This is a genomic window from Nonomuraea phyllanthi (genome assembly GCF_006334985.2).
GTDB classification, from domain to species: domain Bacteria; phylum Actinomycetota; class Actinomycetes; order Streptosporangiales; family Streptosporangiaceae; genus Nonomuraea; species Nonomuraea phyllanthi.
The window spans coordinates 1-21240 of sequence record NZ_VDLX02000011.1 but is presented as its reverse complement, the minus strand read 5'-3'; the positions used below and the strand labels follow the sequence as shown (position 1 = coordinate 21240).

Below are 21240 nucleotides of genomic sequence, written 5' to 3'. Positions count from 1 at the left end.
CCCCTCACCTCCCGTGGGGGCGACCGCCTCCTGCATCACGAGCAGCAGATCCGGGTTGCGCCGTGCCACCTCGCCCCCCACCTCCGTTGAGCTGGTCCCGCACCGCCGCGCATCGGTCATACGGTGGTGAGTTCCACGTCCACGGGCCCCTGTTGCGGGGCGGGCGTGGACAGCGGGGCGAACAGCGCGCCCAGCTTGTTCACCACCTCGGGGATGATCCGGTAGTAGACCCAGGTGCCGCGGCGTTCGCCGTCGATCAGCTCCTTAATTCGATGCAGATCCAAATGATGAACGGTGGTAGGTGACCAGCGCGGACGCGGAGACGGCGCACGCCACGGCCACAGCACCCATCACCCAGCCATATCCGACGGCTTGCGCGAGCGCGACCGCGCCGAGGGGAGCCAGCGCCTTGTCGGCGACGGAGAACATGGCGATGCGACCGGCCAGGGAGGCGTAGGCGGCGGTGCCGTACCGTTCGACCAGCAGGTGCGGCAGAGTGATGGAGGCGATGCCGAAGCCGAGCCCGAACAGCAGCACCGCGCCGATCGCGCCCGGCACGCTGCGCCCGATCAGTGGCAGGAGCAGAGCGGCCACGCCTTGCAGGGCGAAGATGGCGGCGGCGATGAGGGCGGCGGGCAGCCGGGTCTGCAGCCCCGTGGTGATCAGCCGGCCGGTCACCGACAGCACGCCCAGCAGCCCGGCCAGGGTGGCGGCCAGGACGGGCGAGTGCCCGAGGCGGACCAGGTAGGTGATGAGCAGCACGGCCATCACCGCGACCGCGCCACCGTTGGCGGTGAAGGCGATCACCAGCAGCCAGAACGGCCGTTTGCGGGTGGCGGCTTTGACGATCCCCGCCCGCTGCTCGACTGCGGCGGACGCCTGCGCCTCGCCGTTCGTCGTGCGGCGGCGCACGACGAACGCGTGCAGCGGGATCGCCGCCACCCCGTAGATCAGAGTGAGGATCACCAGCGCGGTACGCCAGCCGTAGCGGTCGACGAGCAGGCCGGTGAGCGGCAGGAAGATCGAGGAGGCGAACCCGGCCACGATGGTGACCGCCAGCAGCCCGCCCGCCCGGCCGCGCCCGTTCCCGGCGTAGGTGGAGACGATGACGGCGAAGGCCGCCTCGTACAGCACCATCGAGCAGGCGACGCCGACGAGCGCGAACACGGCGTACAACTGCGGCAGGCTCTCCACCCGCGACCAGGCCAGCACTGCCGCGGTTCCCAATAGCGACCCGGTCGTCATCAGAGCGCGGCCGCCGTGGGCGTCCAGCCACCGGCCGACCAGCGGCGCGCACAGGGCCGCGATCAGGACGGACAGGGTGAGGGCGGCGGCGATCTGGGCGTTGGTGGCACGCAGGTCCCGCGCCATCGGGGCGAGGAAAACGGAGAAGGCGTAGTAGAGCACGCCGTAGCCGATGGTCTGGGTGACGGCCAGCGCGGCCACCACCTGCCGGCCTCGCCGGTCGCGCGACGGAGCGCCGCTCCCGATGGTGGGGGCGGCGCTGCCGGGTGTGGCGCTCACGCGTGCTCGCTGGCGCAGGAGATGAGCTCCCGTCCGCTCGCGGTCGTCTCCCATGCGCCGTCTGCGGTTTCGATGATGAAGCCCTGGGCGTGCAGACGCCAGGTGAGCGTACCGGCCATGCGGGTGATCGCCGCCGCGTAGCCGGGGTTGGTGCTCGGCCGCCGGGCCTGCAGCAGCTGGTGACCCAGCCGCCCGGTCTCCAGCCGCCCGTGGTCACAGATGAGGCGCAGCGCCTCTTTCTGGGCGGCCGTGGGGTATCCGTCGGACATCGGGGCGTTCCTTTCAGCCGCAGCAGCCGCCGGACTCCGCCGAGGTGGCGCCGCCCACGGTGACGAGCGGGAGCGGGGCCGACAGCAGGCCGCCGCTGATGCCGGTGGCCAGGCCGACCCGCTGCTCCTGGGCCTCGACCAGGTTGGAGGAGCACACGCCGGTCTCGGGCAGCTCCAGCCGCACGTCGCGAGCGGCCTGCCAGTCCCCGGCCAGCGCGGCGACCACGGAGCGGACCTGCTCATAGCCGGTGGCCATCAGGAAGGTCGGGGCGCGACCGTAGCTCTTGACACCCACCGCGTAGTACCCAGGCTCGGGGTGGGCGAGCTCGTCGGCGCCATGCGGCGGGACGGTGCCGCAGGAGTGCTGGTTGGGGTCGATCAGCGGCGCCATCTGCCGGGTGGAGCCGAGCACCGGGTCCAGGTCGAGGCGCAGTTCGGAGGCGATGGAGTGGTCGGGGCGGTAGCCGGTCGCGCTGACGATGCGGTCCACCCTCACGCTCTGCTCGTGGCCGGCCGGGTCACGGCTGACGACCTCGACGCCTTCCGCCGTGGCGGTCACGCGGTGGGTGAAGAAGCCGGTCAGCAACCTGATGCGGCCGGATTCGACGTGGGCGCGCAGCCGGGTGCCGAGCGCGCCGCGGGCCGGGAGCGCGTCGGCGTCGCCGCCGCCGTACGTACGGCTCGCGCTGCCGCCGCGGATCGCCCAGGTGATCGGCGTGTCCGGCAGCTCGGCCAGCGCGAGCAGGGTGGTGGCGGCCGAGTGCCCGGCCCCGACGACCAGCGCGTGCCTGCCCTGGTAGCGGTCGCGGTCGGCGCCGAGCACGTCCGGCAGCGCGTGGTCGACCACCACCTCGCCCTCGCCGTGCGCGGGCAGGCCGCTCGCGCCCAGCACGTTCGGGCTGGTGTAGGTGCCCGAGGCGTCGACGATCGCCCGCGCCTGCACCTCGCTGCCGTCGGCCAGGCGGATCAGGAACGGCGCCTGCTCGCGGCCCGCCGTGCGCACGCGGTCGTAGCCGAGGCGGCTGATCGCGGTCACCTTCGCGCCCAAGCGCACCTTGTCGCCGAACAGCTCGGCCAGCGGGGCCAGGTAGTCGTCGATGAGCTCGGCGCCGGTCGGCAGCCAGTCAGGGTCGGGAGCCGACCAGCCGTCGGCCTGGAGCAGGCGGCGGGCGGCCGCGTCGATGTCGTACTTCCACGGGCTGAACACCCGCACATGTCCCCACTGCGCGACCGAGGCGGCGGCCCGGTCACCGGCCTCCAGGAGCAGGAAGTCGATGCCGCGCTCGGTCAGATGGGCGGCGGCGGCCAGGCCGACCGGCCCGGCGCCGATCACGACCACCGGCAGCGCGCCGGCCTGCCCGGGGGCGGGGTGCTGAGCGGTGGTGAACGACTCGATCTCGATTGCGGTGGTGCCGCAGCAACTGTCACTCATGACGGCTCTCCAGGTGGGTGGGTGGGCTAGTGGAACAGCAGGGCGAAGGTGCGTGCGCGGTCGATGGCGGCATCGGCGCGGCAGTCGAGGTCGCACACCTGTGAGGTGGCCTCGTCGAAGGTGACGCCCGACGGCCCAGCAGCCGGGCGGCGCCGGCGGGTGAACAGAGTGCGCATTCCACACTTCCCTGAATAGAAGTTTGTCTAAGCAGTGGCCATCATGCGCCGCTGATTAGAGGGATGTCAAATCAGAGCTTCGTCTCAACAGGCGACAGGGCCCCGCGGGTCAGACATGGACCTGCCGCCGGCCGCTGCCCCGCAGGTGGCGAGCGAGGATCCGCACCACGCGCCGCGCGTCGGCGCCGACTCCGCGCAGCGTGTTGGAGGAAGGAGTGCGCTGCCACTCCAGGCCCAGGTAGCCCAGGCCGGCGTGGGTGAGCGACAGGCCGCGGCGCTGCCGGGGACGCCCGCCGGCGGTCAGCGCGCCCACATCGGCGAGGTAGGGCAGGTTCGGCCGGTAGCCGGTGGCCAGCAGCACCGCGTCGACGCGCTCGCGCCCGCCGTCGGGCCACTCGACGTGCTCGCCGTCCAGCCGCGCGAACATCTCCCTGCGGGCGTAGCGGCCCTCGCGCAGCGCCCGGCGGTAGCGGCCGTCATCGAGCACCGGCGAGGCAGGCGGAGTCTCCGCACGGGCCAGCGGCAGCCGGTCGAACCCGGTCACACGGAACCAGAAATGCAGGTCCCGCCCCAGCGGACGCTGCTCGACGAAGCGGATCGGAGCCCGGCCGGCCAGCGTCACCCGGCGCTCGGAGGCCAGCTCGTGCGCGACCTGGACCGCCGAGTTGCCCGCCCCGACGACGATGACGTGCTCACCGGGCAGCGAAGCCGGCGAACGGTAGCCGGCGACGTGCAGCACCCGGCCGGCGAAGGTGTCCAGGCCGGGCAGGGCGGGCCGGTGCGGGTGGTCGAAGGAGCCGCTGGCCGCGATGAGAGCGGGGGCGGCCAGCTCCTCGCCATCGGCCAGTCGCACGAGGAAGCCGCCCTTGCCCGGCTCACCGGCGGAACGGACGGCGTCGACGCGGGCGCCGGTGCGCAGCTCGGCGCCGCGCCGGATCAGGGCGGCGGCGTAGCGCTCCAGGTAGGCGGCCACCTCGTCACGGCGCGGGTAGCGCTCGGGGTCGCCGCCGAACGCCATGCCGGGCAGGCCGCTGTAGCGAGCGGGTGAGAACAAGGCGAGGCTGTCGTAGTAGCGCGGCCACGACCCGGCCGCCCGGCCGGAGGCCTCCAGCAGCACGGGCCGCAGCCCCTGTTCCAGGGCGGCGTGCGCGGCGGCCAGGCCGGACTGCCCGGCCCCGACGATCAGGACGCGGTCGTTGTCGGTAGGCATGCCGCAGAACGTACCGTCATTTTCTAATATGTCAATACGTTGGTATGAGGGTAATGTGCGGTGGACAGGAGGGAGCAGGCATGGCCCAGACCACGACCTCACCAGCCGCGCCGGCGGATGCGACGGCGGGCGCGACGTGCGCACCGCAGCTGCCGCAGGCCGCCCAGGACTTCCTCAAGGCCCTGGCCAACCCCGGACGCCAGCAGATCATGCTGCTGTTCGCCCAAGGCGCCGAGCTGTCGGTCAACCAGGTCGCCGAACGCGCCGGCGTCAGCCAGTCCGCCGCCTCCCAGCAGCTCGCCCTCCTTCGCCGCGGCGGCATCGTCACCTCCCGCCGCGACGGCAAGGAAGTGCTGTATCGAGGCGACCGCAACAGCGTCGCCCGCATCCTCGGCGACCTGCAGAACTACCTGAAATTCTGCTGCTGACCAGCGGGTGCCGATCGATCATCCGGCCAGGTCGAGCCACGTGTCGGCATTCCTTCAGCACACCTCCGAGCCGATCACGCCGGCGAATGTTCAAGGAGCTGATCGGGGCCGGGTCGTTGTCGGGATCAATGAGCGGTCGAAGCGATGAGGTCGGTGTTCGGTACAGAAGATCTCGAACTCGCGCAGCGCGTACAGAAGGTGGCGCTGATTCCAGATCAAGGTTCGGTTCGGCAGCTCGCGCCGGCGGGTCTGAATCCATCGCTCCATGATGAAGTTCATCCGCGGCATACGTACGCCGCTTGTGATGACCGCCGCGGAGTCGCTGTCCATGGAAGAGCCGCCTGCCAAGCCGGGCCATCCCGCCCTCTCCGGTATCACCCAGATCAGGGTGCCCACGGCTTCACCGACCTGCTGCGACAGTCCGAAGGCGAAAGTCTCCCACCTCCGCTCACATCACAGCGCCTCCCGGCGCACGCCAGTTTTGAGGCGGTGTTGACTCCGCTCTCAGGCGCTTCGCGATTGCGGCGGAAAGCCCATCGGCTGGGTGACCGCGCGGAGGAAGGCGCGCAGGATCCGGGCCGACCGAGGGTGCGGGACCCGGTCGAGCGCCGTCTCGGCCGCGTTCCGGGCGGCGAAGCCGGCCTTGAGGGTGGCGGTCAGGGCCTCCCCCAGCAGCAGCGGGTCGCCGTCGAGGGCGGCGGAGGCCGCGTCCTCCCCCAAGAGGTCGGGGATGGCGGACAGGCGCCCGTCCAGCATCGACCGCAGGTCGAGGTCCATCCTGGTCCTCTCGCCACGCAGCGCCAGGGCGTCCTCGGCGTGCATGAAGGCGTGCCCGCACTGCTCACCGTACTCACGCAGAGCCTCGATCACGCTGGGTGGCGCGCCGCCGAGTCGGCCGCCGATCCGGGCCGGGAACTCCAGCAGGGAGGCGAACACCGCGCCCGCCGCCGCGTCGTGGCCGGGGTGGGCGCGGCGCGCGCGCAGGACGGCGAGTTCGCCCAGCCAGTCGGCGAACGACCAGGCCACGTCCGGCGCGCTGGCCGCGACCAGGCGCGTGGCCTGCGCGAGGAGGAAGTCACCGGCGAGCACGCCGGCGGTGAGCGACCAGTCGACGGTCCTGCCGCGTTCCGGCTCGGGCGGCATCGGCCCGAGGAAGGAGAGGGCTCCGAGGGTCGCCAGTTCGATGGCGGCGGCGAGGGTGGCCCGGGTGATGTCGGGGAGTTTGCCGGCGGAGAGGAGCGCGCCGAGAAACGGGGCGGCGGGTCTCAGGCGCCGGTGCGGCCCCTGTTCGCCGGCGATGAGCAGCCGGGCGATGAACGGCCACTGCTTTCGGACGGTGCTGACGGCGACCTCGTCGCAGGCCAGCAGGAACGGGGTCAGGGTCGCCACGTCCGCCGCGTCCATCGGCATCAGTTCGGCGGCCGTCAGGCCGGACAGGCCCTCGGGGAGGAGCACGGCACGCCTGGCCTTGGCGAACACCGGGCGCGTACTGCCCGCCGTGGAGACCAGGACGCGCCACCCCAGGTGGTAGCGCCGCGCGGCGTGCCGGGCGGTCTCGAAGTAGCCGACGAACGCTGAGCTGAGCCTGCGCTTGTACGCACGCCCCGCGGCGTGCGGGTCGTCCTGGTGCTCGGCCACCGCCTGTGCGGCGATCAGCCCGCTCTGCAGAGCGTAGCTGACGCCCTCTCCGGTGAACGGGTTGACCAGCCCGGCCGCGTCACCGGTCAGCAGGCGCCCTTCGGCGACCGCGTTCCCCGGGGTGAAGGAGCTGTTCAGCGGGCCCGTCACCGGCGGGCCGCAGGGGCTTGCCATGGTCAGCTCGGGGTGGGCTGCCCGCAAGGTGGTCACGGCCAGGTCCAGCAGATCGGTGGGGTCGGCCGGGCCGACGCGGGCGGCGCCGATCGTGAGGATGCCCTCTTCCGCTCCGGGCGCGACCCAGAGGCAGACCGGTATCTCCGCTGGATCGGCGGTACGCGGGGCGGGCAGGTGCAGGACGAACCGCGCGCCGAGGCCTGTCCCGGCGATGCGCCGCGTGCAGACGAGACCGTTGCCGGACGGTGGCGACCCGCTGGCGACGATCACATGGCGGGCGGAGACCGTGACGGGCGGTCCGTCGTCGCGGTGGACCGTCGCCAGTTGCCGGCCGGCCTCGTCGCGGATGATCGCGCCGACCGTTCCCTTCAGACAGGTCGCGGCGGATCGGGTGACGGCGGCGAGGAGGGCGCCGTCCAGATCGTCCCGGTCGCAGACGCTCGCGGTGGCGCCGGGAAACCGGTGGGTCGGCGGCAGCTGAGCGGTGGTGTCGTGGGGCCCGAGTCTCAACTCGATCGACTCGACGGGACGAAGGCGGAGCCGTCCGGCCAGGCCCATGGCCGACAGCGTGCGCAACGTGGCCTGGTTCAGCAGCACGTCGTGCCCGCCGGGGCCACCACGTCGCGGCTCGACAAGCCGCGGGCCGCCATGCTGCGGGTCGGGGAGTCGCGAGTCGGCGATCAAGGGGCGCAGGCCACTCCGGGTCAGTTCGAGGGCGGCGGCGGCGCCTGCCGGTCCCGCGCCCACCACGAGGACGTCCGCCTCCCGGATCAACGCGTGGGCGCCGTGAGGTGCGCGGCGAAGTCGGTCAGCTCGTCCCTGGCCGGCCCGGCGGGCAGGCCCTCCAGCGCAGCCACCGCCTGCCCGCGCCACTGGTCGGCGAGTGTCCTGGCCGCGCTGGTGCCGCCGAGCCCGGTGACGTGGGCACGCACCGCGTCCATGTCGCCGGGGCCGAAGCCGGGACGCATCAGCAGCCGCGCGAGGTCGCCGCTCTCGTCGGCGCGCAGCGCGTACAGGGTGGGCGCGCCGAACAGGCCCAGCATGTGGTCGGTGAGCAGCGGCTTGCCCGGGCGCTGGTCGGGGTCCATCTCCAGGCAGTCGTCCAGGATCTGGAAGGCTATCCCGGCGGCCGCGCCGAAGCGGGCCACGGCGCGCACCTGCCCGGGTTGAGCCGAGGCGAGGGCCGCGCCGAGCCGGGCGGCCAGCCCGAACAGAGCTCCGGTCTTGCTCCGTACCAGTTCCACGTAGTCGTCGATGGACAGGGTGGTGTCGAAGGCCCTTTCCACGTCGAGCAGCTCGCCGTAGGAGACGGTGGCGACCGTTTGCGACGTCACCCGGGATACGCCGCCGCCGAGGTCGGCGGCCTCGGTGCCGGCCAGGGCGAGAACGGCGAGCCCCGCCAGCATCGCGCCTTCCGGCCCTGCCAGGACGTGCGCCGACGGGCCGCCCCGCCGGGTCGGCGCCTTGTCCACTACGTCGTCGTGGATCAGTGACGCCACGTGTACCAGTTCGACCATGGCCGCCGCCCGCACGACCTGGTCGGTGGGCGGGGCGCCGAGCCGGGCGCAGGCCAGCAGCAGCCGCGGGCGCAGGAGCTTGCTCGGCCGGGCCACCAGGGCCCGCACCGGGTCCCGCAGCGGCGCGGGCAGGCTCGCGGCCAGCCGGACGAGCCGGTCCTGCACCTTCTCCAAGGTGGAGCCGAGAACGAGGCCCGGCGTCACCGGGGACGCCTGCGGGCCTTCACGAACTCCTTGACCCGCCTGCGGTCTTCCGCCTTCGCCGGCGGTGCGAGGCGGGGCTTGGCCGTGAGCCGCCGGGCGGTGGCCGGGTCCGCGCTGGTGGGGTGGACGAGGTCGTAGACCAGTGCAGGCGTCATCGCCTGGTCGTAGACTCGCAGGTCGTCGATGTCGCCGTTGAAGTACGGGCCGGAGCTGTAGCCGCCGATCGACATCTCTCCGGGGGCGGGCTGATCGAAGGTCATCCGGGCGGCCGGGCCCGTCCAGCGACCGTTGACGTAGATCCGGATGAATTCGCCGTCCGGATCGTACACGGCCGCGAGGTGCATCCATGCTCCGGCCGTCACGGCGACCACCGATTCCGTCTCGGTCCAGATGTCGCCGCTCCAGGCCGACAACCACCACCGTCCGGCGTAGGCGGACAGGTCGAAGCCGGCCCCGCCGTCCCCTTGGGAGATCCCGGGGTAGAAATCTTCCGGCAGCGTGCTGCTGGCACGGAACCAGCCCGCCACCGTGAAGCCGCCGGAGGTGTCCGCCACCGGACCGGAGGTGACCGCGCGGCCGTCGGCGCCCAGCCGCAGCGCTCCGCCCACCTGTCCGTCGGCGATCCACGACCGGCTGCCGAGGAGGGTGAGGGCGTGCCCGCTGCCGGAGGAGTCGGAGGCGTTGCCGTCGAACTTCCACCAGGCGACGGGCACTGGCAGGCGTGGCAGCGCGGCGGCGCCGTACAGCTCTATCGAGGGCACCGACTCCAGTTCCGCCAGCACGAGGTCGTACAGGCTCTGCTCGTCCATGTACGCGAGGACCTGGCGGCGGTTCATGCCGAGTGTCGGCTTGAGCGCCTTTTCGTAGAGGCTGAAGGCCAGGTTCGCCTCCATGCTGGTGAGCACGGTTTGCGCGAGCCCGTTGATCACGAAGCCGGCGTCTTCCAGGTGCTCCTCGGTGACGACCTCGGGCGAGTCGGGATCGTTCAGGACCTCCACCATGAAATCCCGGTAGGTGGAGTAGTACTGGTCGGCGTACGCGATCTCGTCGGGACTGGCCGTCACGTTCGCCAGCCGTTCCGTCACCGCCAGTTCGTTGATGTACGGCAGGCGCAGCAGCAGCCTGCCGACGCGGCTCTGGGTCAGGAACTCGTCCCGGAACCTGTCGCCGACGTCGTGGTCGTCGACCAGCGGCAGCTCGTAGTAGGTCCCGACGGTCAGCAGGAGCGGGCACAGGAACAGCAGGAACACCCAGGGCGGCACGATGTCTTTGCCCGTGCCGCCGAGCAGCACGGCCGATCCCGAGTCGCCGGCCATGGACAGATAGGGGACGAAGACGAGGTCGGTGTACAGGACGGGGCCGCGAGGCGTCGACACGGGGGCTCTGACGCCAGTGGCGATGATCACGCTGGAGGTGTAGCCGGTGGTCCGGCCGACCTTTTCCACGAGCATGCCGGGGACGGGCGCGAGCACTCCGGCGATCGGCCCCGAGGCCGTTGCGGACGAGCGCCCGCCGAAGATCGAGCCCAGGGTGGTCGCGAGGGAGCGTCCGCCGAGGATCGGGGTGACGTCGAGCGCCTCGACGGCCGCGTCCATCCGGGTGAGCAGGGTGCCGCCGAACGAGTCCCCCGCCGTCACCATCCCTACGACCGGGTGGGCGCCGGACACCGGCGCCATCCGGTCGCGGGCGACGCTGCGCGACCACCCGGAGCCTTCCGTCTGGTCGCGCAGTTCAGCGATGGCGGCGTCCACGTTGGTGCCCAGGTAGGGGGTGGGCACGATCCTCTTCAGCGTGGCCACCTCGTCGTCGGGGGACTCGCCGTCGTCGTAACGCCCGGGTTGGAGGATTGCGTGCCCGGGCGGCGGGTTCGACTGGCCGAACCGGCCGATGACGTGGTTGTTGGACAGCATGCAGACTGTGCCGTCGGAGTTGTCGCGTACGAAGAGGCCGAGGGTTCCCGCCGACGGCGGCGAATCGGTGCCGGAGACGCTGGATCCCGTCCGCAGCGGCCGGATGCGCTCGTTGATCACCTCGCCCAGCCCCAGGAGGCTGCTCCGCTCGAGGGAGGCGGCGCCGGCGTCGCCGGTGGAGAACGGACCGGCCTGGTAGACGTCCACCTCGACGGGCAGTCCGCCGACGTCGACCTTCCTGGGCAGTAGCCGTGAGCGGGAGAGGTGGGAGGCCGGCCGCTTCTTGGTGACGAACACGATGACCGCGGGTTCGCCGGTGGACTGGCCGCCGCGGATGCGGAAGCCGACTCCCGCGCCGTTGACATTCGGGTCGTCGCCATAATGGTCAAGAATGAGGCCTTGTGCGGCATCCAGTCGCTGTTGTGTGGCCGAGTCGAAAACCATCAGTCGCGCTCCGTCAGGTGTCGTAAGCGGCGGGGCTGCTCCTGCCGCCGATGGAGGAGGGCGAGACCGCCGACCCATCCCTCGGCCGGAACCGATCGGTCCGGGGCCAAATGTCGGATGACCGTGGCGACCGCGAGCTGCACGGCAGCCACGAGGGCTTCGCGCTCCGGGCCGTTGGCCACCTTGCCCACACCGGCCAGCAGGGACGCCTGCCCGGCTCCGCGCAGCCCTTCCGCGATCAGTGACTGGGCGCCGCGCCTGACGAGGGTGATACGAGAGGGCGACAGCCTCGCCTCCGCCTCCATCAGGCGGGCCATGGTGGCGCGCGAGAGCGCACTTCCCTTCTCACCGAAGCCCGGCGGCTCCACGGGATAGACCGCCCCCGCCCTGGCCACCTGGAGGATCATCTCCCGCTCCGCGTCCGACAGCCGATCGGACAGCGCGCCGCCGGTGACGACCATCCCGCCGGCCAAAGCCGCCCCGGTGGCGTAGAAGACACGGCGACGTGACACTCCTCGGCCCGGCCGAGGGCCGGAGCCCGCCATCCCTGGACTCATCACTGCCCTCCCGACACAGCGGAACGACGTATCTCATGAGCTGAATAACGCCTGTCCGGACCGTAACCTCCCCAATAGCGGCATTCAAGAGATCTTCGGCAATTCATTAACAGTAATTACATAAGGACATTCCGTCATATCGGCCCGGCCGTATATCGGGGCGACTAAAAGTGCAGAAGAGGGGCCCTAGGACCAAAATCTCAAAACGTTTACATTGACCTCCATGAGCAGGACAAAGCGGACTAAAGGCCATTTACGCTTCTCGTCATGCCTCATGGTCCTCGGCACCCTCCTGGCGCTTCTCGTCCCGCCCCACCCGGCGTGGGCCGCTCCGGCCCCTTCCCCTCCCGCAACCGACCCGGCGCGGCGCCCCGCTCCCAGCGCGGACCCGGTCACCACCTGCTCATCCATCGAGACCGACGTGCCCACGGAGTCCGACGGGACGGGTGGCGGCGAGCAGGTTTGCGTCCGCGCCTGGCGCGGGGAGGAGGCCGCGCGGCGCTCGGCGGCGGCCGCCACCCGGCGGACACCGACCGCCGCCCCACGCCCGCTGGCGTTCCCGGATGAGCCCTCCGCCTGCGGCTTTGGATCGCCGGGCAGCTTCAAGCAGGATCCGAACCGGTTCACCTCCTGCAGCGAGGTGTGGTGGGAGCTGATCACCTCCGAACGCGACAGCGACGGCACCGTCGAGATCACCGGCTCGCTCAACCTGAACAACCGGCAGTGGAACCTCTACGACGCCACAGCGGTGACATGGACCCACGGCCTGACCATCACCGTGCACGACGGCGCCGGCACCCTGGCCACGGGCGCGCGGGCGCAGGCCGTGTCGCTGTGCGACGAGCCCGGGTTCTGCCTGGTGGATCAAGTCATCGGCCTGCCGGACGACATGGAGATCGATCTCGTGCCCGGCCACTCCTACTCCTACGGCTGGATCGAGAAGGAGAACGGCGGAGCCGCCGCCAACCAGGGAGCCGTCGTCCCGCTGAGCTTCGCCGGAGCCAGGCTCATCGGCTTCGCGCAGGACCAGGTGCCGCCGTGGGTCTTCACCGACGACAACCTGTGGGGCCGTTGCGACGGCTCGCTGCCGGGGGCCCGGGCCGGCTGCGTGAACCCGTACCACACGCCGACCTTCATCTTCGAACGAGCCCTGTACGGTGCTGCGGCCGACATGATCGCCTGGGCACAGCAGAACCTCGCCGGCGCGTGGGGCTCGCGGCTTGGCGGCCGGCCGATGCACTACCTGTACTCCACCGCGGACGGCAACAGGAACGTCATGTGCAGGACCTTCGTCCAGGACGACACCCTCAACGCCCAGCTCAGCACCTACCCGCCGCGTGACTCCACCGGACGCCCGGAAATCGACTCCTGCGACGAGTTCCCGTTCAACGCCAGCTACGAAAGCGGCGCGATGCAGACGGACGTCAACGGCAACCCCAAACCGCACATCACCGACGGCGCCCAATGCGCCCAGGTCATCGCCGCCAAGAGCGGCAGCACCGGAAACCTCGCCCTCGATTTCGCGAGGGTCGTGCCGCTCGAACGACCCACCGGCTTCGAGCTCTGCGTGCGCGGCCACATTCCGTACACGCTGAACGTGGCACTGGGCCGAGACGGTTACCTCCGGCAGATTCGTGGGTTCAGGACACTCGACATGCCCGGATACCATGATCCGTTCTGGATCCAGGTCATCTAGCGGGGCCGCCGTATGTCTCCGAGCGCGCCGCACCCGGCCGAGGCGGACTGGGCATGGGTGTCCCGTCCCATGGCCGTCGGGCTGGGCGGCTTCTGGACCTTCGCCCTCAACAGGACGCCGGCGCAGGTCATCGAGTCCTTCGGCATGGACCCCGCCGCCGCCCGGATGATGACCCTTGAGGAGGGCATGGCAGCGTACGACACCAGACTGGACGAGGGCGGCCGGCCCATCCCCTGGATCCGCGTCGGCACGCACGGCAAGTGGGCGTTCGCCTTCGAGGACATGACCGCCGTCGGCCAGCACGCGGCCGGTCGCCTGTCGGCCGGCACCCGGGCGGCGTACATCTCCTGGACGCCCAACGGGGATCACGAGGTCGCCCTCTACGAGGACGGCCGCTGCGTCGTGGCGTTCGAGCCCTGGATGCGGTGGAGCCTGTCCGGCAGTGATCCCGCGCGCTTCGAGCCGCAGATGCAGGAGACGGGCGTCATGCCCTGCCCGGAGGACGCGGGCCGCGTGCACCATCCCAGCCGCATGGTTCTCATGCTGGGCTTCCTGACTCGCGTCGCGGGTCTCCGGATACCCGAGCGGGTCGCCCGCGGCCCGCTGCTCACCTGCGCCGCGACCACACCGTAGGCCCGCATCGGGCCGGAGACACCCAGGAAGCCCATCTCCACCTGCGCCCGCGGCACCCTTTTGTGGAGGACCGTAGGATGCCTCCCCCGAGGTGTGGACACCTTGAGTGCCGGATGATGGAAATCCGAGGAGAACAAACAGCTCAAGGCCCGGGTCCGGGAACTGGAGCTGGAGCGTGACATTCTGCGCCGGGCGGCCAAGTATTTCGCGGGGGACACGAACTAAGTGAGGGCGCGTCAATTGACTACTGCCCGAGTTGATGTTGGCTTCGTAACCGGCCATCGCGTTCTGGAAGGCGTCGATCGTGCGGGGTGGATGGGTCCTGCGGGGCTGGTCGAGGGCCGCGGTGATATCAGGGGTGGCGAAGCTGCGCCTGCCGATAATTCCATCCGTGCGGTTCGGGCGGCATGTGAGTACTCGTGGAGGATGCCGCCGAGCCGGTCTCGTTCCAGGGCTTACTTCGTCGTACTCGTGCACGGCTGTGGTGACGACGTCCAAGCCTTGCGCGAAGAAGTCGCTGATGTGCTTGCCCCGCTGGGACTACGCCTGTCACAGGCCAAGACCGGCATCGTGCACATGAACGAAGCATTCGACTTTCTTGGGTTCCGCATCCTGTGGCGCCGCAAGCGAGGCGGCAACAAGTGGTACGTCTACACCCTCATCGCTGACCGGCCGATGTGGTCGTTGAAGGACAAGATCCGTGCCCTGACGCACAGGTTGTCACAGCAGTCCCTCAGGAACGTGCTGATCAGGCTGAATCAGATCATGCGCGACTGGTCGGGCTTCAGGGACCGCTGGCCTCAGGACGGAGCACAGGTGTTGGGGAAGAACTTCGCCTCCGGGTAGCGCGAGGACGGCTTGTCCGGGAGGGGTTGCCGCTTGCCCTTCAGGTGCTGGTCGAGGAAGGCTGCCACATAGGTGCGGGTGAGCTCGGGGGCGCGCCGCGGGCAGAACGCCGGGGAGGGGCTTGATGCCGAGGGCGTCGGACAGCAACGGGGTGTCAGTGAAGGACTGGTGTTCGGCCCCCGTCGGCACGATCCTGCGTTTCCACCCGGCGAGCGGCTTCCGGTCGCGGTCCCACGTGGGGGCGGGGCCTCCGGAGACGTGCTGCGCCGAGCCCAGGAACATGAACGGCCGGGAGAAGCCGCTCTTGGGGATCCGGACGTAGGCGGTGCCGTCCATGTCGATTCCGGCCCGCACGCGGGGGTCTTCGAGCATGGTCGCCATGGCGCTGGACCCGCCGATCGGCTGCCGGGCCATGGCGATGCGGGAACGGTCGATCCGGCCGGAACGTCCACACTTGGAGGGCAGCTGGTCGAGCACGAACGAGACGTCAGCGGCTCGGCCTTGGACCAGGCCGGCGCCGAAGCCGGGATCGGAGTTACTGTCGCAGGCGAGCATTCGGCGACCCGTCCGCCGGGGAGGGTCGTGGCGTGGCTTTCGTCGGTGTGGTCGATGCCCGGCCACGACATACCCGCGGCTGACCAGGTCCTGGGCCAGGGAAGTGAGGGTGCTCATCGGCTTGGTGAAGCCGGGGACAGCACCACCAGAGGCAGTGACCTCTCTGCGGGTTCGGCGTCTTTGATGGAGTTCGTCCGGGTCTTGCTCAGCGTGTCGTACGGCGCGCTCGCGATTCCGGCGCCTTTCAAGAGGAGCGCTGTTTATCTGGGGTAGTGAGCCTCTTCCCGCAGGTCAAAGAGAGGTGATCTTGTCAGGCACGACAAATGGTTCTCTCTTGAGAGCGGTCAGGATCTAGGGTGCCTGCATGAAGATCCGCGCCGCCGCGGCAGAGGACGCCGGCATCCTGGCCCTGCTGAACTCTCACGTTCATGCGATCCACGCTGCTCACCGCCCCGACGTCTACCGCGTCGACCCACCCGCAGACGAACTGACCGACTACTTCGCGGCTCTCCTGGTCAAAGACGTCACGCGTGCTTTCATCGCCGAGATTGATCGTCCAGTCGGATATGCCGTGGCTGCCGTCGTGCGTCGCGAGGAAAACCCGTTCCTCCGCGCCGAATCCTTCATTCTCCTCGATCAGCTGGCGGTGGATCCACAAGCGGCCAGACGCGGGGTTGCGAGTCAGCTGATCGAGGCCGTGCGGGATGCGGGCAGGCGGGAGGGCTGCCAGAGGCTGCTAACCGACGTGCTGGACTTCAACAAGGACGCCAAGGCCTTCTATGCGGCGGCCGGATTCGCTGAGTTGAAACACGTGCTGGAGCAGCCGCTTTGATGCTTGCGCGGAGTTGCTCCGCCGCAGGTGAGCGCGTGGAGAGACGATCGATCAGCGATGGGCCGTTGCAGTGAGGCGCCGCAGTGCGGCGTGGGCGGGTGGGCCCCACATGGCCTTGCCGCGATGGTTAGCTGGGGTGTTGAGCGAATCTGCTGGTCAACTGGTTGAAGGCATGTCAGGCACGTCAGGCACGTTGTCGAGAATGTCGGTTTGGGATGTTGCGTGGGTGTGTGCGTCATCTGTCGGGTCTTAGCGGCATGTGAGTACTCGTGGAGGACGCCGCCGAGCCGGTCTCATCGGCGTACGTTCAGGTCGGTGATTCGCTGTGGGTCCGCGATCGGATCGGGGACAGCGCGCAGCGGGGATGCTTGGTTCAGGGCCTGGTGGGTTCGGTGCTGGTTGTAGAAGCGTTCGTACTCGCGCAGGGCGTGCCGAAGATGAGGCGGCGATCGAGAAGCTCGTGGCGGCAGGACTGCACCCACCGCTCCATGACGGAGTTCATCCGCGGCGTCCGAATGCCGGTGAGCACCGTCGTGCTGCCGGCCTCGGCAAGGACTCCGTCCATGATGGCAGGGAATTTCCCACCCCGATCTCGGAGGACAGCCGCTCGGGCGGGCTCGGGAGACGCGGCGTGGTCATGGGAAGTTCGACCGCGGGCATGAGGCCGCCGGCGGTGGGTGGGAGCACACCCAGTCGAGCAGGTCACCGAATGCCGGACTCTCCCCCGCGATGAAGGGGACGGCAGGGGCCGGCCGAGTACGCTCCCGGTCAATCGGCCCGCGCGCTGCCGGGCCGCCGTCCTGTCGCCTGCCTGATGGCGTCCACTGGTACATCCGTCAGCGGGGTACGAAATAGTCCCCTTACATGACAATTATCCCTGTGTTCACCTTCGCGTCCCAATGACAAGAGGGAGGCATTAAGGCCCGAGGGGTTGGCTCTCAGGGCCTACTGGTGCAGTGAAAGGTACACCTGTGACTTCCTCCATCTCCCGCCGTCATCTCCTCCGTGCCGGCACGGCCGGCGGCCTGGGCATCGTCATCGCCGGCAGCGTCGAGGCCATCGCCGGTCCCACCGCCGCCCGGGCCGCCCAGGCCGGGCTCGGCAAGACGGCCGGCTACGGCGCTCTCGTCGCGGACCCCGCCGGCCTGCTCGCCCTCCCTGAAGGCTTCTCCTACAAGGTCGTCGCCCAGGCGGGCAAGTCCCTGCTGGAGTCGGGCGAGCCCACGCCGAGCGACGCCGACGGCACCGGGTGCTTCCGCGGGCCGAACGGCTTCGTCCTCGTGAACAACCACGAGATCGGCGGCAGCGAGCCGTACGGCGTGCCGGCGCTGCCCGGACTCACCTATGACCCCGGTGCGCGCGGCGGCACCACCACCATCGAGGTCGACAAGAACGGGAAGCGGATCCGCGAGTACGTCAGCGTGGCAGGTACGCACAACAACTGCGCCGGCGGCATCACTCCCTGGAACACATGGCTGACGTGCGAGGAGACCGAGCAGCGGGCCGGCGGCAAGTACCAAAAGGACCACGGGTACGTGTTCGAGGTCGACCCGTTCGACCAGGACGCCAACCGCGACCCCGTCGCGCTGAAGTTCCTCGGCCGGTACGCGCACGAGGCCGTCGCGGTCAACCCGCGCAACAACGAGATCTACCTGACCGAGGACGCCGGCGGCCCGAACGGCCTGTACTTCCGGTGGACCCCGCCGAAGGGTTTCCGCGCCGGCAAGGGCGCGCTCCGCAAGCTGGCACTCAACGACGGCGGCGACACGGCGGGCAAGCTGGAGGCCATGCGCTGCCGCAAGGGCAGCAGGCACATCGCCGACCTGTCCGAGGCCACCCAGCCGGGCACCAAGTACAAGGTCGAGTGGGTCGACGTGCCCGACCGTGACGCGAAGACGGTGCCGGTGCGCAAGCAGTTCACCGACGAGCAGGTCACCCGCAGCCGCAAGCTCGAAGGGGCCTGGTGGGGCGACGGGGGCGCCTACTTCGTCGCGAGCTTCGCCCGGCACGACGACGGCAGCGTCAACGAGCACGACGGGCAGGTCTGGTTCTACGACCCCGAGTCGGAGACGATCACGCTCAAGACCATCTTCGGCGTGAACCCCGACCCCGAGGCCGACACGAACTACGACGGGCCGGACAACATCACCGTCTCGCCGTACGGCGGTGTCATCCTGGCCGAGGACGGCGAGGGCCTCAGCCACCTGGTCGGCGTCACCGACAAGGGCGAGCCCTACCCGATGGCCCGCAACGAGCTCAACGACAGCGAGTTCACCGGGCCGACGTTCAGCGCGGACGGGCAGATTCTGTTCGCCAACATCCAGTCCCCCGGCTACGTCTTCGCCATCACCGGCCCCTGGAGCCAGCGCCCGGGCGACGGGCCGCGCTGACCCGGGCCCGGCCCATGAAGCCGACGCCGCCGCGCCATTCCGCTCCCGTCGTGACCGGGAGCCGGTGAGGCGGCGTGACCGCTGGTCAGGTGCGGGGAACATGGCCTGCGGCAACCTGGACCACGGGCCCTACGGCTGGAGCGGCCCGATCGCCTGCTGACCTTCGCGCGTTGACGAGCCGGCCGCCAACGGAACTGCTGAAATAACAGGTCGCTCGGCCCGGCCTCGACCGAGCGACCTGACGCAACGACACCGCGGACACGGCCCCGGCATCCAGTTGGCCCGACCCATATTCAGAGGCCGCGCCGCCCACGGGCCGGCGTATCACGGGCGGGCTGGTACGGGTCGGCGGCGGAACTCATAGAACGGCGTGCGGTCGAGCACGAACCGGTCGTGAACGACCCACCGACGCGGACCGTGACGCACTCGGCCACCGAAGCGCCGGCGCTGCTGTCCAACGCTCATGCGGGGCCAGAGCGGCGATCCGGCCGTCCGCCGCGTTACGGGACCCCACCACGCCCAGCTCCGCGCCACGACGCTGCAGACCGCCTCGGGCTTCACCGCGTCTGGGCACTGTCACTCCTCAAGGACGCAAGTCAGATGGTGTCGATCATCGCGAGCGTTGCCAATGGCAGCGAGTACTGTGTGGCGGCCACTTCACGTTCGCCCGGGTGCCCGATTCACGAGCCGTATATGGCGAAGGCGTCGGTCGCGAGCGGTCTCCGCCCGATCGCCCCGCGGGGCGTTCTGGACCCGCTGGCTTTCTCCTGACCGGAAGTCGGGTCTTTCAAGGTCATCGTCCGCACGCGGCGATTACCGTTGACCCGGCAGGCGCAGGTCCGAGGGATCTTCACGTGCTGGTCCAGCGGACATTCCCGATGCCGCGCTGTGGCATCACTCAGGCGTTCGATCGCGCCCTCGCGCCTTGCGCAGCGCGAGCGCCCCGACGGTGAGCAGTGCGAGCGCGACGATGATCCAGCCGGTGCCAAGTCCTGCCAGCCAGTCGGCGATGGCCGCTTGCAGGGCTGTCGCGGTGCTCACGATGGGGTCGTCGGCGTCGGCTCCGGCGAAGACGCGCAGCTCGTACCAGCCGTAATAGACGACGTACAGCCCGGCGAGGGTGAGCAGGGCGCCGCTGGCTCTGGACACGTAAGGCATCAGGCGCCGTAGCCTGGCGACCACGGCGGCGCGGGCGAACGCCACCGCCAGCGACAGCACGGCGATGACCAGGCCCATGCCGAGCGCGTAGGTCGCAAAGGCGGCCGCGCCGCCGAGTAGCCCGCTGCCGGACAGGGAGGCCGAGGTGACCGCGAGGAACGGCCCGACCGTGCAGGACAGGGAGGCCAGCGCATACGACAGGCCGTAGCCGTACAGGGACAGCGGTGAGGTGGTGAGGCGGCCGGTGGCCAGGCTCGGCAGGCGCAGCAGCAGCTCCCTGCCGGACAGCAACCACAGGCCCAGCCCGACCAGGACCACTCCGATGACCAGGCTCGCCCACGGCAGGTAGCCGCCCACCGACACCGCCAGCGCGGTCACCGCGAGCCCGAACAGGCCGAAGACCGTGACGAACCCGGCGGTCATGGCCGCAGAAAGCATCAGCGCCCGTCCGACGGGACCGCGGCGTGTGGTCTCCTCATCGTTGATCAGCAGGGTGAGGTAGGCGGGCAGCATGGCGAAGCCGCACGGGTTGAACGCGGCCACGGTCCCGGCGGTGAGCGCCAGGGCGAGCGGGAGGTCGGCGGAGCTCACGCGGGCGCTCCCCCGCCGCAGGGTCCGGGCGTCGCTGCCCCTTCGAAAGGTCCGGGCACCGCCGTCACCCGTCGCGCAGCGCGCGGACGAGCTCGTCCAGCTGCTCCTTGCCGAGCGGTCCGGACGCCTTGGCGGTGGTACCGTCCGGCTTCATGAACACGAACGTGGACTGCTGGCTGACGCCCAGCTTCGTCCACACGGCTCCCTTCTCGTCCGAGAGATGCGGGAAGTTCTCCGTCTTGGTGCGCTGGACGAATTCCTTCATCGCCGCCTCGGTGTCCAGCCCGGCCACGCCGACGAAGGCGACGTCGCCGTACTGGGCGGCGGCGGCCTTGACGTGCGGCGCCTCGGACATGCACTTGGGACACCACGGCGCCCAGAACCAGAAGACCACGGGCTTGCCGGCCAGGCTCGCCCCCTGGAAGGTCTCACCGTCCAGCGTCCGGGCGGAGAATTCCAGCGCGGCAGGTACGGAACCGTTGCTCGCCGTCTCCTGCGACGCGGTCGGCTCGGGCGTCGCGGAGGCCGACGGGGCCGCCGTCGGCGCGGAGGTCATGGTGGCGGTCGCCGAGGCAGACGTGGTGCCATTCGCCGCCTCGCCCTGCCCTGGCCCGCCGCACCCGGCCGCCAGCAGGACTGCTGTCGCCATCACGGTCGCGGCTCGTACTGGGATCATGCCATTCATCCTAGAAGTGCTGCTCTACAGCACTTCTTACAGCCCGATGACGGCGAGGGCAGCCGGCACGATCGAGTACAAGCTGGTGCGGCGCCTTTCCTGGACACGCCAACACGGCGGCCCTCAAGCCTCCACGGGCTACTGGAAGGCGCCGCCGCTTACCTGAACGTTCGTGCCGTCGGCCTACACCTGCGTGTCCTCCCACTTCCGCGCCGGATGCCGCCGATCAGTAGGGGCAGCCCCCTCGCTCGCACTAGGCCGTGTTTCGAAAGATCACGTGTGAGGCGTGTCGGTGATCGTTGAACGAAGAGGTCTCCGGTAGATGGTTCAACGACCAAGAAGAACGAAATACCGGAGACCTCGTGGCCAGCGTAGTGGTG

General features: G+C 70.2%; 20 protein-coding genes. 6 read left to right on the top strand and 14 right to left on the bottom strand.

Annotation, left to right across the window (positions count from 1 at the left end):
* Window positions 1–116: 116 nt before the first annotated feature.
* The 6 genes from FH608_RS27665 to FH608_RS27645 all read right to left on the bottom strand — a co-directional run bounded on the left by FH608_RS27665 (window position 117) and on the right by FH608_RS27645 (window position 4611).
* A complete protein-coding gene (locus FH608_RS27665; RefSeq protein ID WP_193318654.1) occupies window positions 117–284 on the bottom strand; it encodes a hypothetical protein in 168 nt (55 codons plus the stop codon).
* Entirely contained in the window at window positions 265–1524 is a 1260-nt protein-coding gene (locus FH608_RS27660; protein WP_139633548.1) for an MFS transporter, read from the bottom strand. Before FH608_RS27660 ends, FH608_RS27665 begins: the two co-directional genes overlap by 20 nt.
* Complete coding sequence (locus FH608_RS27655; RefSeq protein ID WP_139633547.1) at window positions 1521–1793, bottom strand: hypothetical protein; 273 nt, start codon at window positions 1791–1793, stop codon at window positions 1521–1523. The genes FH608_RS27660 and FH608_RS27655 overlap by 4 nt, the downstream gene beginning before the upstream one ends.
* A gap of 13 nt (window positions 1794–1806) precedes the next feature.
* Window positions 1807–3225, bottom strand: coding sequence for an FAD-dependent oxidoreductase (locus FH608_RS27650; protein WP_139633546.1), 1419 nt, complete (start codon window positions 3223–3225; stop codon window positions 1807–1809).
* Between the two features lie 26 nt (window positions 3226–3251).
* Window positions 3252–3401, bottom strand: a complete 150-nt coding sequence (locus FH608_RS51690) for a hypothetical protein (protein WP_193318653.1) — start codon at window positions 3399–3401, stop codon at window positions 3252–3254.
* Between the two features lie 109 nt (window positions 3402–3510).
* Entirely contained in the window at window positions 3511–4611 is a 1101-nt protein-coding gene (locus FH608_RS27645) for a flavin-containing monooxygenase (RefSeq protein ID WP_139633545.1), read from the bottom strand.
* Between the two features lie 80 nt (window positions 4612–4691).
* Between FH608_RS27645 and FH608_RS27640 the strand changes: the two genes are divergently transcribed.
* Window positions 4692–5039 (top strand): ArsR/SmtB family transcription factor, encoded by a 348-nt coding sequence (locus FH608_RS27640; protein WP_139633544.1) that lies wholly within the window; start codon window positions 4692–4694, stop codon window positions 5037–5039.
* A gap of 90 nt (window positions 5040–5129) precedes the next feature.
* On the opposite strand, the gene FH608_RS51685 is transcribed toward FH608_RS27640, so the two are convergent.
* The 5 genes from FH608_RS51685 to FH608_RS27615 all read right to left on the bottom strand — a co-directional run bounded on the left by FH608_RS51685 (window position 5130) and on the right by FH608_RS27615 (window position 11438).
* Window positions 5130–5435, bottom strand: a complete 306-nt coding sequence (locus tag FH608_RS51685) for a hypothetical protein (protein WP_193318652.1) — start codon at window positions 5433–5435, stop codon at window positions 5130–5132.
* A gap of 108 nt (window positions 5436–5543) precedes the next feature.
* A complete protein-coding gene (locus tag FH608_RS27630; protein ID WP_193318651.1) occupies window positions 5544–7625 on the bottom strand; it encodes an FAD-dependent monooxygenase in 2082 nt (693 codons plus the stop codon).
* The gene (locus tag FH608_RS27625; protein WP_139633542.1) at window positions 7622–8572 is read right to left on the bottom strand and encodes a polyprenyl synthetase family protein; all 951 of its coding nucleotides are present in this window, start codon (window positions 8570–8572) and stop codon (window positions 7622–7624) included. The genes FH608_RS27630 and FH608_RS27625 overlap by 4 nt, the downstream gene beginning before the upstream one ends.
* The gene (locus tag FH608_RS27620) at window positions 8569–10926 is read right to left on the bottom strand and encodes a LamG domain-containing protein (protein ID WP_193318650.1); all 2358 of its coding nucleotides are present in this window, start codon (window positions 10924–10926) and stop codon (window positions 8569–8571) included. Before FH608_RS27620 ends, FH608_RS27625 begins: the two co-directional genes overlap by 4 nt.
* Window positions 10926–11438: a hypothetical protein gene (locus FH608_RS27615; protein ID WP_139633540.1), complete on the bottom strand. Its 513-nt coding sequence runs from the start codon at window positions 11436–11438 to the stop codon at window positions 10926–10928. Before FH608_RS27615 ends, FH608_RS27620 begins: the two co-directional genes overlap by 1 nt.
* A 319-nt stretch (window positions 11439–11757) precedes the next feature.
* Here FH608_RS27615 and FH608_RS27610 point away from each other — a divergent pair, with 319 nt between their 5' ends.
* The 4 genes from FH608_RS27610 (at window position 11758) to FH608_RS27590 (ending at window position 16045) form a co-directional block, all read left to right on the top strand.
* Entirely contained in the window at window positions 11758–13179 is a 1422-nt protein-coding gene (locus FH608_RS27610) for a hypothetical protein (protein WP_139633539.1), read from the top strand.
* A 12-nt stretch (window positions 13180–13191) separates the two neighbouring features.
* Window positions 13192–13812, top strand: a complete 621-nt coding sequence (locus FH608_RS27605; RefSeq protein ID WP_152315450.1) for a DUF6461 domain-containing protein — start codon at window positions 13192–13194, stop codon at window positions 13810–13812.
* 501 nt (window positions 13813–14313) lie between these two features.
* Window positions 14314–14658, top strand: coding sequence for an RNA-dependent RNA polymerase family protein (locus tag FH608_RS27600; protein WP_226899968.1), 345 nt, complete (start codon window positions 14314–14316; stop codon window positions 14656–14658).
* A 919-nt stretch (window positions 14659–15577) separates the two neighbouring features.
* Window positions 15578–16045: a GNAT family N-acetyltransferase gene (locus FH608_RS27590; RefSeq protein ID WP_139633537.1), complete on the top strand. Its 468-nt coding sequence runs from the start codon at window positions 15578–15580 to the stop codon at window positions 16043–16045.
* A 373-nt stretch (window positions 16046–16418) separates the two neighbouring features.
* Here the strand turns inward: FH608_RS27590 and FH608_RS52990 are convergent, their stop codons facing one another.
* A complete protein-coding gene (locus tag FH608_RS52990) occupies window positions 16419–16610 on the bottom strand; it encodes a hypothetical protein (RefSeq protein WP_226899967.1) in 192 nt (63 codons plus the stop codon).
* Between the two features lie 406 nt (window positions 16611–17016).
* On the opposite strand from FH608_RS52990, the gene FH608_RS27580 reads away from it, so the two are divergent.
* Complete coding sequence (locus FH608_RS27580) at window positions 17017–18435, top strand: alkaline phosphatase PhoX (RefSeq protein ID WP_139633536.1); 1419 nt, start codon at window positions 17017–17019, stop codon at window positions 18433–18435.
* Window positions 18436–19329: 894 nt separating this feature from the next.
* On the opposite strand, the gene FH608_RS27575 is transcribed toward FH608_RS27580, so the two are convergent.
* Window positions 19330–20184, bottom strand: coding sequence for a cytochrome c biogenesis CcdA family protein (locus tag FH608_RS27575; RefSeq protein WP_226899966.1), 855 nt, complete (start codon window positions 20182–20184; stop codon window positions 19330–19332).
* Between the two features lie 64 nt (window positions 20185–20248).
* On the bottom strand, window positions 20249–20860 hold the full coding sequence (locus tag FH608_RS27570; protein WP_193318649.1) for a TlpA family protein disulfide reductase: 612 nt from the start codon (window positions 20858–20860) through the stop codon (window positions 20249–20251).
* Window positions 20861–21240: the final 380 nt, after the last annotated feature.

Excerpts from the sequence above, each read along its gene's own strand:
- FH608_RS27610 (WP_139633539.1), top strand. The coding sequence starts at position 11,758 with ATGGTCCTCGGCACCCTCCTGGCGCTTCTCGTCCCGCCCCACCCGGCG.
- FH608_RS27605 (WP_152315450.1), top strand. The coding sequence starts at position 13,192 with ATGTCTCCGAGCGCGCCGCACCCGGCCGAGGCGGACTGGGCATGGGTG.
- FH608_RS27655 (WP_139633547.1), bottom strand. The coding sequence starts at position 1,793 with ATGTCCGACGGATACCCCACGGCCGCCCAGAAAGAGGCGCTGCGCCTC.
- FH608_RS52990 (WP_226899967.1), bottom strand. The coding sequence starts at position 16,610 with ATGGACGGAGTCCTTGCCGAGGCCGGCAGCACGACGGTGCTCACCGGC.
- FH608_RS27620 (WP_193318650.1), bottom strand. The coding sequence starts at position 10,926 with ATGGTTTTCGACTCGGCCACACAACAGCGACTGGATGCCGCACAAGGC.
- FH608_RS51690 (WP_193318653.1), bottom strand. The coding sequence starts at position 3,401 with ATGCGCACTCTGTTCACCCGCCGGCGCCGCCCGGCTGCTGGGCCGTCG.
- FH608_RS27650 (WP_139633546.1), bottom strand. The coding sequence starts at position 3,225 with ATGAGTGACAGTTGCTGCGGCACCACCGCAATCGAGATCGAGTCGTTC.
- FH608_RS27645 (WP_139633545.1), bottom strand. The coding sequence starts at position 4,611 with ATGCCTACCGACAACGACCGCGTCCTGATCGTCGGGGCCGGGCAGTCC.
- FH608_RS27590 (WP_139633537.1), top strand. The coding sequence starts at position 15,578 with ATGAAGATCCGCGCCGCCGCGGCAGAGGACGCCGGCATCCTGGCCCTG.
- FH608_RS27640 (WP_139633544.1), top strand. The coding sequence starts at position 4,692 with ATGGCCCAGACCACGACCTCACCAGCCGCGCCGGCGGATGCGACGGCG.
- FH608_RS27570 (WP_193318649.1), bottom strand. The coding sequence starts at position 20,860 with ATGATCCCAGTACGAGCCGCGACCGTGATGGCGACAGCAGTCCTGCTG.